Here is a 13,118-nt window from a genome sequence, read left to right on the forward strand (position 1 = left end):
TCGTACTGGACGTACCTGGATGACTCCGACAACGCAGCGAGTGTGCGTGCCAGGCGTCGTGGGCCAGGCGGGACTTTCGAAACACGCCCTAGCCCGGGGTTCTCCAGCCTGAACCGGCAGGAGTGCGCCGGCGGAAGAGGAATGCCGCCGTGACCCCCGCCAGCAGGCCGAAGAGGTGGCCCTGCCAGCTCACGCCGGTGTCGGTCGGGGCTATGCCGAACCCGATCGAGCTGCCCCAGATCGCGCCGACCGCCAGGCCGACGGCAATCTGCCACGCGTTGCGCTCCACGAATCCGCGCACCACGAGGTAGCCGAAGAGGCCGAAGACGAGACCGGACGCGCCGGCCGTGTTGGCACCGGACGGCGAGAACAGCCACACGCCCAGGCCGGACACCAGGATGATCATCAGTGACACGGCGAGGAAGCGGCGGATGCCGCCGAGGGCGGCGAGGAAGCCGAAGATCAGCAGCGGAACGCTGTTGGCGGCGATGTGGGCGAAGCCGAAGTGAATGAACGCGGCAGGGACCACGTCGGCCAGCTCACCGGGCTCGCGGGCCACGATGCCGTAGGCGTCGAGGGAGTGGCCCAGGGCCACGTCGATCCCTTCCAGCGCCCACAGCAGCGCCACCCAGGCCAGCATGAGCAGGGCCGCGGCCTTTGCCCGGCCGGATCCGGTCCACTGGGTGGATTCCGTGTGCGCCATCGCTGCCCCCTGCGCCGTGTGTACGCCTTGCTCCCAGAACGTGCCGCCCACCTTGCTCAGTTCCGGGTCCGCGGCGCCGGATAGGCTCAACGGTGTGGAGCAGAACCAAGTGAACAGTCGTCGGCCCTGGGTCGTGGGGGTGTCCGGCGCTTCCGGTACGCCGTACGCGGCCGCCGTGCTGCGCGGGCTGCTGGCCGCCGGCGAGAGCGTGGACCTGGTGGTCAGCAGGGCCTCGCGGCTGACACTGCTCGACGAGACCGGTATCGCCTTCAGGGACGCGCACTGGCAGGACGACCTGCGGCAGTGGCTGTCCCGGGGAGCCGACGGGAAGCCGGACAGCTTCGACGTCGATGTGACGGACGTGCGGCACTGGGCGGCCGGCGATCTCGCCGCCGGGCCGTCGTCGGGGTCGTACCCGGTCAAGGGGATGTTGATCGTGCCGGCGTCCACCGCCTGTGTGGCGGGGGTGGCACTCGGGCTCTCGAAGGATCTGCTGCAGCGTGCGGCGAGCGTGACGCTCAAGGAGCGGCGCGCTCTGGTGGTCGCCGTACGGGAGACGCCGTTGAACGGGCAGACACTGAGGCACCTGGTGACGCTGGACGAGGCGGGCGCCGTGGTGCTGCCCGCCTCTCCGGCGTTCTACGCGGGGGCGACGCACATCCAGGATCTGGTGGACTTCGTCGCGGGGCGGGCGCTCGATGCGGCAGGGGTGCCGCATCGGCTGTACCGCCGTTGGGAGGGGGAGCTGGGTGGTGGCTCCGGAGGCGATTAGCGCTTCTTGCCGGTGCGCGGCGCGCGGGTCCGGTCGACCTTGCGGGCGGCAGAAGGCTGGTGGGCACGCGAGCGGTTGGCCAGCTCCTGCAGCTGTCGCATGTGGGCGTAGGCCATCTCGATCGTGTACACGGTGAGTGTCAACTCCTGTATGGATCGTGATCCTGTGGGATCAACTGTGATCGTTTGAATGAATCGCAGGGTGTCGTCCCTGCGTGCCTTAGATTCTACACGTAAACTTGCGGCATCGCTGAATAATGGAAGGCTTGAGTCTATGGACGCCGTGGATAGGCAGCTCATCCAGGCCCTGCGCGAGAACGGCAGGGCTTCGTACGCCGAGCTCGGTCGGCTCGTGGGGCTTTCCGGCCCCTCCGTGACGGACCGCATCAACCGTCTCGAGGCGGCCGGCGTCATCACCGGCTACCGCGCCACCGTCGACGCCGCCTCCCTCGGGCTCGGCGTCACGGCCCTGATCGGCATCTCCCTCTCCGACGCCGCCGACCACGAGGACGTCGCGCGCAGACTCAAGGACCTGGCGGAGATCGAGGACTGCTGGTTCATCGCGGGCGACGACTCGTACATGCTCAAGGTGCGTGCGAGCGACGTGGACGGCCTGGAGAAGACGATCCGCAGGCTCTCGGGGACGCGTGGTGTCTCCCGTACCCGCACCACGATCGTGCTCTCCACCAAGTGGGAGAACCGGGTCGGCGACCTGCCGGAAGAAGCCTAGGGATACCGTTGGCGGAGCCCGATTGGCAGACGTATGGGAGGCGGCCCCAGTGGACGCAGGACTCAAGCGGGAGCTCGAGGAGAAGGTCCGGGCCGGTGAGCGGCTGACCCGTGAGGACGGCATCGCCCTCTACGGGTCGGACGACCTGGCATGGCTCGGCGGCCTCGCGCACGAGGTGCGCACCCGCAAGAACGGCGACGTCGTCCACTTCAACGTCAACCGCCATCTCAACATGACGAACGTGTGCACCGCGTCGTGCGCCTACTGCTCGTTCCAGCGCAAGCCGGGCGAGAAGGACGCGTACACCATGCGCATCGAGGAGGCCGTCCGCCTCGCCAAGGCGATGGAGGGCGAGAACCTCACCGAGCTGCACATCGTCAACGGGCTCCACCCCAACCTCCCCTGGCGCTACTACCCGCGCTCCCTCTCGGAGCTCAAGAAGGCGCTGCCCAACGTCTCGCTGAAGGCCTTCACCGCCACCGAGATCCACCACTTCGAGACGATCTCCGGGATGTCGGCGTCCGACATCCTCGACGAGCTGATCGAAGCCGGCCTGGAGTCGCTGACCGGCGGCGGCGCCGAGATCTTCGACTGGGAGGTCCGGCAGCACATCGTCGACCACCGCACCCACTGGGAGGACTGGTCGCGCATCCACCGCCTCGCGCACGAGAAGGGCCTCAAGACCCCGTCCACGATGCTGTACGGGCACATCGAGGAGCCGAGGCACCGCGTCGACCACGTGCTGAGGCTGCGTGAACTGCAGGACGAGACCGGCGGCTTCCAGGTCTTCATCCCGCTGCGCTACCAGCACGACTTCGTGGACATGCAGGACGGCAAGGTCCGCAACAAGCTCCAGGCCCGCACCACGATGGCGACCGGCGCGGAAGCGCTCAAGACGTTTGCCGTCTCACGGCTGCTCTTCGACAACGTCCCGCACGTCAAGGTCTTCTGGGTGATGCACGGAGTGCAGACCGCCCAGCTCGCCCTCCAGCACGGCGCCGACGACATGGACGGCTCGGTCGTCGAGTACAAGATCACGCACGACGCGGACAACTACGGCACGCCGAACAAGCTGACCCGCGACGATCTGCTCGACCTGATCCGCGACGCTGGCTTCCGCCCCGTGGAGCGCAACACCCGCTACGAGATCATCCGCGAGTACCCGGGCCCCGACGCCGACCGCCGCGAGTCGCCGCAGCCCATGCGCGTCTGAGGAGGCGGGGGTCCGCCCCGTCCCGAACTGCGAAACCCCGGCTCGAGCCCGGGTTCTCGTCTTCTACCCTGCCTCCATGGCCCTCACCTTCGAACTCGACCCGCCCGGCGGAAACAACCTGCGCGACGGCGTCATCGCCCTCTGGACGGACGTCAGCAACGCAGGTGGGGCGGTCGGCTTCGTCCCGCCGGTGACGGCCGAGCAGATCCGGCCGGAGTGGCGCAAGCACCTCACGGCCATCGCGGAAGGCCGGATGCGGTTGCTCGTCGGCCGTGACGAGCGCGGCGACATCGCGGCCACCGCGTTCCTCGCGCACAACACCCACCGGCTGATGACGCACTGGGTCTGGCTCTACACGGTGATGGTCCACCCCAGGCACCAGGGCAAGGGCTACGGGCGCGACCTGATGGCCGCCGTGGCAGAGGCCGCCGGCGGCCTCGACGGCATCGAGGCGATACGGCTCACCTGCCGCGGCGGCACGGGCGCCGACCGCTTCTACGCCGCCTGCGGCTACAAGGAAGTCGGACGGGTGCCCGGCGCGATCAGGGTCGCGGACGGCGACGACCGCGACGACATCATCATGCTGCTGCCCCTCGGCTGACCGGTTTGCGCGGCATGCTTCACTGGACGGGCATCCAAGCCGCAGAAGGAAGAAGGCCCGCCGTGCCCGCTGCAAGGACGAGTGCCGTGATCCGGTACACCGCACTGCGACTGACGATCTTCGTCGGCTGCTTCGTCGCCGTCCTCGGACTCGTGCAGGTCGGCATCCTGCCCAAGGGTCTCGGCGACTCCAACTTCGTGTGGGTCGTCCTGCTCGCCCTCGTGATGTCCGCGCCGCTCAGCTTCGTCCTGCTGCGCAAGCAGCGCGACGCGATGTCCGAGCAGATCGCGCCCAAGGTGGACCGGGTCAAGGCCCGCCTGGACGCGAACCGCACCCAGGAGGACGGCGCGACCCGGTAGGTCCGCGCGCCGGCATCAAGCCGGCTCGGGCCGGGGCAGACGCCACGGTGGCGCCGCCCGCCGGCGCCGTTCCGGATCGCGTCCGGACAGGGGAAGGCTGGAGCCCAAAGGGCAGCTTTGAGGTTCCATAAGTTGAAGTGTTAACGTGTTCCGCATGACGACAGCAGTGCGCCCCTCCGACGCCGCGAGCACCCCGCTCGTGGCGCGCCTGCATGTCGACCTGTGCCGCTGTATGTCCGCGGTCTGTTGCCGGTAGTCCTCCGCGCAACCCGGCATCACACTGCGGCACCGCGCCTTCGCGCGCCCGGGCGCCGCACCCCCGTCCCCTGTTCTTCCCCACACGCCATCACTGGAGTGCGTCCGTGTCCGCGACCACCGCGTCCGCCCCTGCCGCCGGCCAGCAGCCCGGTTCCGGTTCCCGAATACCCAAGGTTCCCTTCTGGGCCCAGATCGTCGCCGGTCTGGCCCTCGGTGTCCTGCTCGGCTGGCTAGCCCGCAGCCAGGACATCGGCTGGCTGAAGACCACCCTGGACCAGATCGGCTCGATCTTCGTCCAGCTGCTCAAGCTGGCCGTCGCGCCGCTCGTCTTCTTCGCGATCCTGGTGTCGATCACCAATCTGCGGAAGGTCAACAACGCCGCCCGGCTGGCCACGCGGACACTGCTGTGGTTCATGATCACCTCGCTGATCGCGGTCGCGATCGGCCTGGCGCTGGGCCTGCTCACCAACCCCGGCGCGGGCACCGGACTGACGCCCCAGGACGGTCAGAAGCCGGAGAACTCCGGCAGCTGGATCGACTTCCTCACCGGCATCGTCCCGACGGACATCATCACGCCGTTCACCGAACTGGAAGTGCTCCAGATCGTCTTCATGGCCGCCGTCGCCGGTGTCGCGGCCCTGGGACTCGGTGACCGCGCCAAGCCGATCCTCGCCCTCAGCGAGTCGGTGCTCCAACTGCTCCAGAAGGCCCTGTGGTGGGTCATCCGCCTTGCGCCCATGGGCACCGTCGGCCTCATCGGCTTCGCCATCGCCGACTACGGCTGGGAACTGATCGGCAAGTACGCCACGTTCACCGCAGACGTCTACATCGGCTGCGCCCTGGTGCTGTTCGGCGTCTACCCGCTGCTGCTGGCGACCGTCGCCAAGGTCAACCCGATCCAGTTCTTCAGGGGCGCCTGGCCCGCCATCCAGCTGGCGTTCGTCTCCCGCTCCTCGGTCGGCACCATGCCGGTCACCCAGAGGGTCACCGAGCGCCTCGGCGTGCCGAAGGACTACACGAGCTTCGCGGTCCCGTTCGGGGCCACCACCAAGATGGACGGCTGCGCCGCCGTCTACCCGGCACTCGCCGCGATCTTCATCGCGCAGATCTTCGACGTCCAGCTCGGCATCCAGGACTACCTGCTCATCGCGTTCGTGTCCGTCGTCGGCTCCGCCGCTACGGCCGGCCTGACCGGCGCGACCGTCATGCTGACCCTGACCCTCTCCACGCTGGGCCTGCCGCTGGAGGGCGTGGGTCTGCTGATGGCGATCGACCCGATCCTGGACATGATGCGCACCGCCACGAACGTCGCGGGCCAGGCGCTGGTTCCGGTCATCGTCGCGGCCCGCGAACAGATCCTCGACCGCGACGCGTACAACGCCGCCACGTCGTCGCCGATCGACAGCGCCGAGGTCGACGCCGACCCGGCCGCCGACTCCGCCGCCGTGGGCGCGGAGCCGAAGGTCGCGGTGCCTGTCTCCGCGTAGCCGGTCCGCCGCGACAGCGGCCGGCGCACAGGACCGTGGGCCCCTCCCCTTTCGCGGGGAGGGGCCCACGGCATGCGGGCAGGACACCTGTCCGCAGCCGTGCTCGCCGCCCCGAGCCGATCCGGCCGAGACCCGTCGTTGCCGGTTGACCCCGCCCCGCGGGCTGCACCTTAATGCGGGCCATGAACGCCGCCATGACGCAGTCATCTGCCAGGGTCGTACGCTTACTGCCGAGTAAGGGCGTGGGGCGGGAGGAACACTGACATGAGTGCTGTGAAGGGCGTGAGGGCCAAGCGCATGCCGCGCGCCGTGCGCGAGCAGCAGATGATGGACGCCGCCGTGCACACCTTCGGGCAACGCGGCTACCGCGCGGCCTCGATGGACGAGATCGCGGAGCTCGCCGGCGTCTCCAAGCCCCTGGTGTACCTGTACCTGAACTCCAAGGAGGAGCTGTTCACCGCGTGCATCAGGCGTGAGGCGCAGCGGCTCACCGAGGCCGTGCAGGCAGCGATCCAGCCGGGGCTGACGGCGGACCAGCAGCTGTGGGCGGGGCTGGAGGCGTTCTTCCGGCACACCCAGGAGAATCCCGACGGCTGGTCCGTGCTGCACCGCCAGGCGCGTACGCACGGGGAGCCGTTCGCCGCGGAGGTCTCGAAGATGCGGGAGGAGATCGCCGCGTTCGTGACCGTCCTGATCGGCGCGGCGGCCCGTCAGGGGGCGCTCCCCGCGCCGAGGGCGGCGGGTTCGCACCGCAGCGGCGAGCTGGCCGACCGTGACATCGAGGGGCTGGCGCAGGCTCTCGTGGGGGCTGCCGAGTCGCTCGCCGGGTGGTCGAACGACTCGGGTGGGATGTCGGCGAAGGAGGCTGCGGGCCTGCTGATGAACTTCGCGTGGACCGGCCTCGGCGGCCTCATGGACGGGGAGCGCTGGTCCTCCCGCTGAGGCGGCCCGGCTGCCGGCCACCGAGGCGGAGATCGAGTCCCTCTGCGACGGCCGTCGCAGAGGGACTCGCCGTCGAGCCGGAAAAGGCAGGAGCCCCGCCCCGTACGAGACCGTACGGGGCGGGGCTCCTTGGGTACTGCTGAGTCGTGCGCGATCGCCGACCCGCGGCTGACTAGGCCGGGGTGACGTTCTCCGCCTGCGGGCCCTTCGGACCCTGGGTGACGTCGAAGTTCACGACCTGGTTCTCCTCGAGGGAGCGGAACCCGGACGCGTTGATCGCGGAGTAGTGGACGAAGACATCCGGGCCGCCGCCGTCCTGGGCGATGAAGCCGAAGCCCTTTTCAGCGTTGAACCACTTGACGGTTCCGGTAGCCATAAGCCCTCCTATGGGCCAAAGGGTTGCCCTGCTCCAGAACCTGCAAGAAGTCTGAAAACTACAAAAGCCTGCGGGTTACATGCTCCGCAGGCTCTGTACTGCAAGGGAAACCAAACTGCAACTTGCGGCGAGCCTAGCACGCACCGTCTGCGCAGCGGTAGAGGGAAAGATCACGTCACCCGGACGTTTGACAGCACCCGTTCAGCTGATCGAAGGCCCAGCTCGGGCGGGGGGCGCCGAGGTTGCCGGAGCCCCCGGCGGGGGAGAGCCCGGCGGGCAGGTCTAGCCTCACGATGTGGACAGCCTTGGAGAAAGCACAGCAACCGACCTCCGTCCCAGCCGGCCGCGCGTCGGTCACATCCAGTTCCTCAACTGTCTCCCCCTTTACTGGGGCCTTGCGAGGACCGGCACTCTCCTCGATCTCGAACTGACAAAGGACACCCCGGAAAAGCTCAGCGAGCGGCTGGTGCGGGGCGAACTCGACATCGCGCCCGTCACGCTCGTGGAATTCCTGCGCAACGCCGACGATCTCGTCGCCTTCCCAGACCTGGCCGTCGGCTGCGACGGCCCGGTGATGTCCTGCGTGATCGTGTCGAAGCTGCCGCTGGACCAGCTCGACAGGGCCCGGGTGGCGCTCGGCTCGACCTCCCGCACCTCGGTGCGCCTCGCCGAGCTGTTGCTGGCCGAGCAGTACAAGGTCGCTCCCGTCTACTACACGTGCCCGCCCGACCTCGGCGTGATGATGCAGGAGGCCGAAGCGGCCGTCCTCATCGGCGACGCCGCGCTGCGGGCGTCGCTGCACGACGCTCCCCGCCTCGGGCTGCAGGTCCACGACCTCGGCCGGATGTGGAAGGAGTGGACCGGGCTGCCGTTCGTCTTCGCCGTGTGGGCGGCGCGCAAGGACTACCTGGCCCGCGAGCCCGTCGTGGTGCGCAAGGTGCACGAGGCCTTCCTCGCCTCGCGGGACGTGTCCCTGGAAGAGGTCGGCAAGGTCGCGGAGCAGGCGGCCCGCTGGGAGGCCTTCGACGCGGAACTGCTGGAGCGGTACTTCACGACGCTCGACTTCCGCTTCGGGCCGGACCAGCTCGCCGGTGTGCGGGAGTTCGCCCGCCGGACCGGACCGACGACCGGCTTCCCCGCGGACGTGACAGTCGAGCTTCTTGGTCACAACGCCCCTTCGTGGTCCTAGTCTTGGGGCCGAACGGGGGAGGGTGGATGCAGCCGCTGGATCCGGGAGAGCCGCGCAGCATCGGCGCGTACCGGTTGCTGGGCAGGCTCGGCGCGGGCGGGATGGGACGTGTCTACCTGGGCCGCAGCGCCGGTGGGCGCACCGTGGCCGTCAAGGTCGTCCATCCGCATTTCGCGCTCGACAGCGAGTTCCGGGCCAGGTTCCGGCGCGAGGTGGAGGCGGCGCGGCGGGTCGGTGTGGAATGGACCGCACCCGTCCTGGACGCCGAACCGGACGCGCCCGTGCCGTGGGTCGCGACCGGCTACGTCGCGGGCCCCGCCCTCTCCCAGGCGGTTGTCGAACACGGGCCGCTGCCCGCCGCGTCGGTCCGCGTGCTCGGCTTCGGCCTGGCGAGGGCGCTCACCGCGGTGCACGCGCTGGGGCTCGTGCACCGGGACGTGAAGCCGTCCAACGTGCTGCTGACCCTCGAGGGCCCACGGCTGATCGACTTCGGGATCGCCCGCGCCACGGACGGCGCCGCATCCCTCACCTCCACCGGTGTGTCCGTCGGATCGCCGGGCTACATGTCTCCCGAGCAGATCCTCGGCAAGGGCGTCACCGGCGCCGCCGATGTCTTCTCGCTCGGCGCGGTCCTCGCGTACGCGGCGACCGGCACCGCTCCCTTCGCCGGTGACTCCTCCGCCGCGCTGCTCTACAAGGTGGTGCACGAGGAACCCGAACTCGGATCGATCGAGGGCAAGCTGCGCGAGTTGGCCGCCGCGTGTCTGGCCAAGGACCCGGCCGCCCGGCCCGCCCCGGACGAGGTGGCGGACCGGCTGGCGGCCGGACCGGCGGGGTCGGCCGGGTGGCTGCCGGGGCCACTGGTCGAGGAGATCAGCCGCGCGGCCGTGGAACTGCTGCACCTGGACTCCTCGCCGTCGCCACTGCCGACCGGGCCCGAGCCGGATCCCGCTGCGGCCGCCGAGCCGGACGCGTCGGGGCCCGTGGCGTTCAGCAGCCCCGCCGTCGGCGTCTTCGGACCGCCGGTCGACCCGGGTACGCCGGCGGAGGCCCCTGCAGCATGGGGGCCGCAGCCCGGCGGCGCGGCGGGCACCCCGCCGCAGCCGGGTCCGGCACAGCCGTCCGGAGGCGGCCTCTCGTTCTCCGCGGGTGGTGGCCGGAGGATCAGCTGCACCCTCGCGCTCACCGTCGCGGGCGCCCTCGCCGCCGTCACCGTCGGCGCCGGGGTCCTCCTCGACACCTGGCGGAACGGCGGCGCCGACGCGGACAAGGGCGACGTCGGGGCCCAGCCCCCGCCCTCCGCGACGGCCTCCAAGTCACCGCCGGCCGCCGGCGGTGCCGAGCCGGTCGACGAGGTGCCCAAGGGGTTCGTCGGCACCTGGAGCGGCCCGGCGTTCGAGCGGACCGGCCTGCCGCACGGCACGCTCACGGTCACGGTCACCGAGGGGAAGAAGGGCGAGGACGTCGTCCGTACGACCAACTCGCTCTCCGTGCCGAGGGTGACCGTGGAGTGCCACGGCGTCGGCAGGCTTGCCGCCGGCAGTACCGCCCGCAAGCTGCGGATCGAGGAACGCACGGACACCGAACGGGCCTCGCGGGGCCCGTGCACCGGCGGCGACGCGCTCCTGGACCTCACGCTCGCCGGTGACGGGACGCTGCGCTACCAGTCGCACGAGGACGCCGCGGGCCGCCCGACCGCGACGCTCACGAAGAAGACCGGCTGACGGCCCGGCCCGGGCGGTGGCGTAGCCTGGCTCGGTCCGTGGAACCAGCAGAAAACCGCCGAAGGGTGACGCCCGGTGACCGAGAAGGCCGATCTTCAGCCCGTCCTGGACCGTGCCGCCGAAGGCGGCCGGATCACCCCGGAGGAGGCGCTCGAGCTCTACCGCTCCGCCCCTCTGCACGCCTTGGGCGCGGCGGCCGACGCCGTCCGCAAGCGCCGTTACGCCGGTACGGAGCACATCGCGACGTACATCATCGAGCGCAACATCAACTACACCAACGTGTGTGTCACGGCGTGCAAGTTCTGTGCCTTCTACGCCCCGCCGAAGGACACGGCGAAGGGCTGGACCCGCGACCTCGACGACATCCTGCGCCGCTGCGCGGAGACCGTCGAGCTCGGCGGCACGCAGATCATGTTCCAGGGCGGCCACCACCCGGACTACGGCGTCGAGTACTACGAGGAGCACTTCGCCGCCATCAAGAAGGCGTTCCCGCAGCTGGTGATCCACTCGCTCGGCGCGTCCGAGGTCGAGCACATGGCCCGGATCTCCAAGGTGTCCGTCGAGGAGGCGATCTCGCGCATCCACGCCGCCGGGCTCGACTCCTTCGCGGGCGCCGGCGCCGAGCTGCTGCCCGAGCGGCCGCGGAAGGCGATCGCACCGCTCAAGGAATCCGGCGAGCGGTGGCTGGAGATCATGGAGATCGCGCACGGCCTGGGCGTGGAGTCCACCTCCACCATGCTGATGGGCACGGGCGAGACCAACGCCGAGCGCATCGAGCACATGCGGATGATCCGCGACGTACAGGACCGGACCGGCGGATTCCGGGCGTTCATCCCGTACACGTACCAGCCGGAGAACAACCACCTCAAGGGCCGCACCCAGGCCACGATCTTCGAGTACCTGCGGATGATCGCGATCGCCCGGCTCTTCTTCGACAACGTCGCCCACATCCAGGGCTCGTGGCTGACCACGGGCAAGGAGATCGGCCAGCTGTCGCTGCACTACGGCGCGGACGACCTCGGCTCGATCATGCTGGAGGAGAACGTCGTCTCCTCGGCGGGCGCCAAGCACCGCTCCAACCGCCAGGAGATCATCGACCTGATCCGCACGTCGGGCCGCGTCCCGGCGCAGCGGACGACGACGTACGAGCACATCGTCGTGCACGACGACCCGGCCGACGACCCGGTCGACGAGCGCGTCGTCTCCCATCTCTCGTCCACCGCGATCGAGGGCGGAACGGCCCACCCCGAGCTGAAGCTGCTCCCCGCGAACTGACGCGACCGTGCTGACGATCCACGTCGCCGAGGCCTCGCCCGAACTCGCCGTTCTGGTCGACGGCGCGCACATCGCCGCCGTCGGCCCGTACCGCGAACTGTCCGCCGCGCACCCGCAGGCGCGGGTGCGCCGGTGGCCCGGCATCCTCACCCCCGGGCTGCTCAACCCGTACGGGCCCGAGCTGCTCGAAGGCACCTACCACCCGGACCCGCGCGAGGCCGACGCGTTCGGCACCGGGCCGATCACCGGGGAGCGTGCGCAGGCCATCTTCCGCGCCGACAGTGCACGGCGGGGCGCCAGCGCGCGCCGCGGTGTCCAGCAGCTGCTGGCGCACGGAACGGTCGCCATCGCGGGTGAGCTGCGCGGACGGCCCGCCCTGGACGCCGTGCGCCGGGCCGGGCTCGCCGTCGGCCGGCGCCCGGCGGTCCTGCCGGGGCCGCCGTCCTTCTCGCCGGTGCCGCTCGTCCTGCTGCCGGGCCTGGTCGCGGGCGGTCCCGCCCGCTTCGCCGTCTTCGACGTGCCGGACCGGGCCGAGCTGGTGCGGCGCGGGGCCTCGACCTGTGTGGCCACCGTCCTCGGCGGCCGTCTGGTCCACCGACGCAGGTAGCCGCGCCGAGCGTCCTCGCTCCGGGACGTCAGCCGCCCGGGATCGACGTCTGCTTCTCCTCCATCGGCCGTTCGTCCGCGACCCGGATGAGGTCGAGGAAGGCGGGGTCGGCGGCGACGGCCAGCAACTGGTCGTTGGTGACCGGGGCAGAGGTGTTCGACGCGTCGTGCGGGTTCAGCCACAGTGACACGTCGCTGCTGCCGTAGTGGAAGCTCACCCAGGTCCCGGTGACCTCGCCGGAGTTCATGGGCGCGGTGGTCGCCTCGGCCTCGATCCCGCCCGGCAGCGTCGCCTTCTTGCACACCATGTCCTTGACGGCGTCGAGGCACGGCTTCTGCGAGCGGCTCGGATCACCGGGGCGGACCGAGAAGATCAGAACGAACTCCTTCTCGCCCTTCGTCACCTGGTACCGCGTCACGTCGAGGTCCGTCCGCTGCACGGTGCCGATGCCCTCGGGCAGGAGCTCCTGCAGGACGCCGACGGCCTGCTGCTGGAAACCCTCCTGACGTGCCCGCTCCGCCTCCGGCAGATCCGCCATCGACTTCTCCCCCGGGGAGGGCTCGATGTGGATCGGCGGGAACGACGGGGCGGGCGAGACGGTCGAGGGGTGCGGCGGGGACGGCGAGACCGTGGCGGCCGGCGCCGCCGGTGCCGTATGCCCGCCTCCGGGCAGGCCCGCCACGGCCCCGGCCGTGCCGATCGCCGCGACGGTGAGCAAACCGGAGGCGATCGCCAGCCGCGTGCGGAACCTGCGGCGACGCCCCTCGGTGAGGGCGGGGCCGACGAGGTCGGGCAGCGGGGGGAGGTCGTCGGACGCACGGTCCATGGCGTCCCGGACCAGCAGGACGGTCCGGTCCTCTGTGTGTTCCTGGTCGTGCATGGC

15 protein-coding genes are annotated in these 13,118 nt (G+C 70.4%); 11 read left to right on the forward strand and 4 right to left on the reverse strand.

All coding sequences use genetic code 11. The features are described from left to right. Positions 1-88 precede the first annotated feature (88 nt). Entirely contained in the window at positions 89-703 is a 615-nt protein-coding gene (locus ACZ4SA_RS16910) for a rhomboid family intramembrane serine protease (protein ID WP_468274892.1), read from the reverse strand. Positions 704-812: 109 nt separating this feature from the next. Between ACZ4SA_RS16910 and ACZ4SA_RS16915 the strand changes: the two genes are divergently transcribed. After that, positions 813-1,475: a UbiX family flavin prenyltransferase gene (locus ACZ4SA_RS16915; protein WP_468275122.1), complete on the forward strand. Its 663-nt coding sequence runs from the start codon at positions 813-815 to the stop codon at positions 1,473-1,475. On the opposite strand, the gene ACZ4SA_RS16920 is transcribed toward ACZ4SA_RS16915, so the two are convergent. Further along, positions 1,472-1,606 carry a hypothetical protein gene (locus ACZ4SA_RS16920; protein ID WP_403856450.1) on the reverse strand — a complete coding sequence of 45 codons (135 nt, stop codon included), beginning with the start codon at positions 1,604-1,606 and terminating at the stop codon, positions 1,472-1,474. The genes ACZ4SA_RS16915 and ACZ4SA_RS16920 overlap by 4 nt on opposite strands. Before the next feature lie 142 nt (positions 1,607-1,748). Between ACZ4SA_RS16920 and ACZ4SA_RS16925 the strand changes: the two genes are divergently transcribed. From ACZ4SA_RS16925 to ACZ4SA_RS16950, 6 genes are all read left to right on the forward strand, one after another. Beyond that, positions 1,749-2,204, forward strand: coding sequence for an Lrp/AsnC family transcriptional regulator (locus tag ACZ4SA_RS16925; protein WP_356638607.1), 456 nt, complete (start codon positions 1,749-1,751; stop codon positions 2,202-2,204). A gap of 49 nt (positions 2,205-2,253) precedes the next feature. Beyond that, entirely contained in the window at positions 2,254-3,417 is a 1,164-nt protein-coding gene (gene mqnE, locus ACZ4SA_RS16930) for an aminofutalosine synthase MqnE (protein ID WP_468274894.1), read from the forward strand. Positions 3,418-3,493: 76 nt separating this feature from the next. Next, positions 3,494-4,018: a GNAT family N-acetyltransferase gene (locus tag ACZ4SA_RS16935; RefSeq protein ID WP_468274896.1), complete on the forward strand. Its 525-nt coding sequence runs from the start codon at positions 3,494-3,496 to the stop codon at positions 4,016-4,018. Positions 4,019-4,032: 14 nt separating this feature from the next. Then, a complete protein-coding gene (locus ACZ4SA_RS16940; RefSeq protein ID WP_468274898.1) occupies positions 4,033-4,377 on the forward strand; it encodes a DUF4229 domain-containing protein in 345 nt (114 codons plus the stop codon). 362 nt (positions 4,378-4,739) lie between these two features. Beyond that, the gene (locus ACZ4SA_RS16945; protein ID WP_468274901.1) at positions 4,740-6,122 is read left to right on the forward strand and encodes a dicarboxylate/amino acid:cation symporter; all 1,383 of its coding nucleotides are present in this window, start codon (positions 4,740-4,742) and stop codon (positions 6,120-6,122) included. Between the two features lie 264 nt (positions 6,123-6,386). After that, entirely contained in the window at positions 6,387-7,064 is a 678-nt protein-coding gene (locus tag ACZ4SA_RS16950) for a TetR/AcrR family transcriptional regulator (RefSeq protein ID WP_468274904.1), read from the forward strand. A 172-nt stretch (positions 7,065-7,236) separates the two neighbouring features. On the opposite strand, the gene ACZ4SA_RS16955 is transcribed toward ACZ4SA_RS16950, so the two are convergent. Further along, a complete protein-coding gene (locus tag ACZ4SA_RS16955) occupies positions 7,237-7,440 on the reverse strand; it encodes a cold-shock protein (RefSeq protein WP_003967102.1) in 204 nt (67 codons plus the stop codon). 295 nt (positions 7,441-7,735) lie between these two features. On the opposite strand from ACZ4SA_RS16955, the gene ACZ4SA_RS16960 reads away from it, so the two are divergent. The 4 genes from ACZ4SA_RS16960 (at position 7,736) to ACZ4SA_RS16975 (ending at position 12,235) form a co-directional block, all read left to right on the forward strand. After that, positions 7,736-8,629: a menaquinone biosynthetic enzyme MqnA/MqnD family protein gene (locus tag ACZ4SA_RS16960; RefSeq protein WP_468274907.1), complete on the forward strand. Its 894-nt coding sequence runs from the start codon at positions 7,736-7,738 to the stop codon at positions 8,627-8,629. A 26-nt stretch (positions 8,630-8,655) separates the two neighbouring features. Continuing rightward, a complete protein-coding gene (locus tag ACZ4SA_RS16965; protein ID WP_468274910.1) occupies positions 8,656-10,353 on the forward strand; it encodes a serine/threonine-protein kinase in 1,698 nt (565 codons plus the stop codon). Positions 10,354-10,428: 75 nt separating this feature from the next. Continuing rightward, positions 10,429-11,628, forward strand: coding sequence for a cyclic dehypoxanthinyl futalosine synthase (gene mqnC, locus ACZ4SA_RS16970; RefSeq protein ID WP_468274911.1), 1,200 nt, complete (start codon positions 10,429-10,431; stop codon positions 11,626-11,628). A 7-nt stretch (positions 11,629-11,635) separates the two neighbouring features. Next, positions 11,636-12,235, forward strand: coding sequence for an imidazolonepropionase-like domain-containing protein (locus tag ACZ4SA_RS16975; protein ID WP_468274915.1), 600 nt, complete (start codon positions 11,636-11,638; stop codon positions 12,233-12,235). A 28-nt stretch (positions 12,236-12,263) separates the two neighbouring features. Here the strand turns inward: ACZ4SA_RS16975 and ACZ4SA_RS16980 are convergent, their stop codons facing one another. After that, positions 12,264-13,115 carry a hypothetical protein gene (locus ACZ4SA_RS16980; RefSeq protein WP_468274917.1) on the reverse strand — a complete coding sequence of 284 codons (852 nt, stop codon included), beginning with the start codon at positions 13,113-13,115 and terminating at the stop codon, positions 12,264-12,266. Positions 13,116-13,118: the final 3 nt, after the last annotated feature.

Source organism: Streptomyces sp. NPDC027962, assembly GCF_055566095.1.

Excerpts from the sequence above, each read along its gene's own strand:
- ACZ4SA_RS16910 (WP_468274892.1), bottom strand. The coding sequence starts at position 703 with ATGGCGCACACGGAATCCACCCAGTGGACCGGATCCGGCCGGGCAAAG.
- ACZ4SA_RS16925 (WP_356638607.1), top strand. The coding sequence starts at position 1,749 with ATGGACGCCGTGGATAGGCAGCTCATCCAGGCCCTGCGCGAGAACGGC.
- ACZ4SA_RS16935 (WP_468274896.1), top strand. The coding sequence starts at position 3,494 with ATGGCCCTCACCTTCGAACTCGACCCGCCCGGCGGAAACAACCTGCGC.
- ACZ4SA_RS16940 (WP_468274898.1), top strand. The coding sequence starts at position 4,033 with ATGCTTCACTGGACGGGCATCCAAGCCGCAGAAGGAAGAAGGCCCGCC.
- ACZ4SA_RS16950 (WP_468274904.1), top strand. The coding sequence starts at position 6,387 with ATGAGTGCTGTGAAGGGCGTGAGGGCCAAGCGCATGCCGCGCGCCGTG.
- ACZ4SA_RS16955 (WP_003967102.1), bottom strand. The coding sequence starts at position 7,440 with ATGGCTACCGGAACCGTCAAGTGGTTCAACGCTGAAAAGGGCTTCGGC.
- ACZ4SA_RS16965 (WP_468274910.1), top strand. The coding sequence starts at position 8,656 with ATGCAGCCGCTGGATCCGGGAGAGCCGCGCAGCATCGGCGCGTACCGG.
- ACZ4SA_RS16980 (WP_468274917.1), bottom strand. The coding sequence starts at position 13,115 with ATGCACGACCAGGAACACACAGAGGACCGGACCGTCCTGCTGGTCCGG.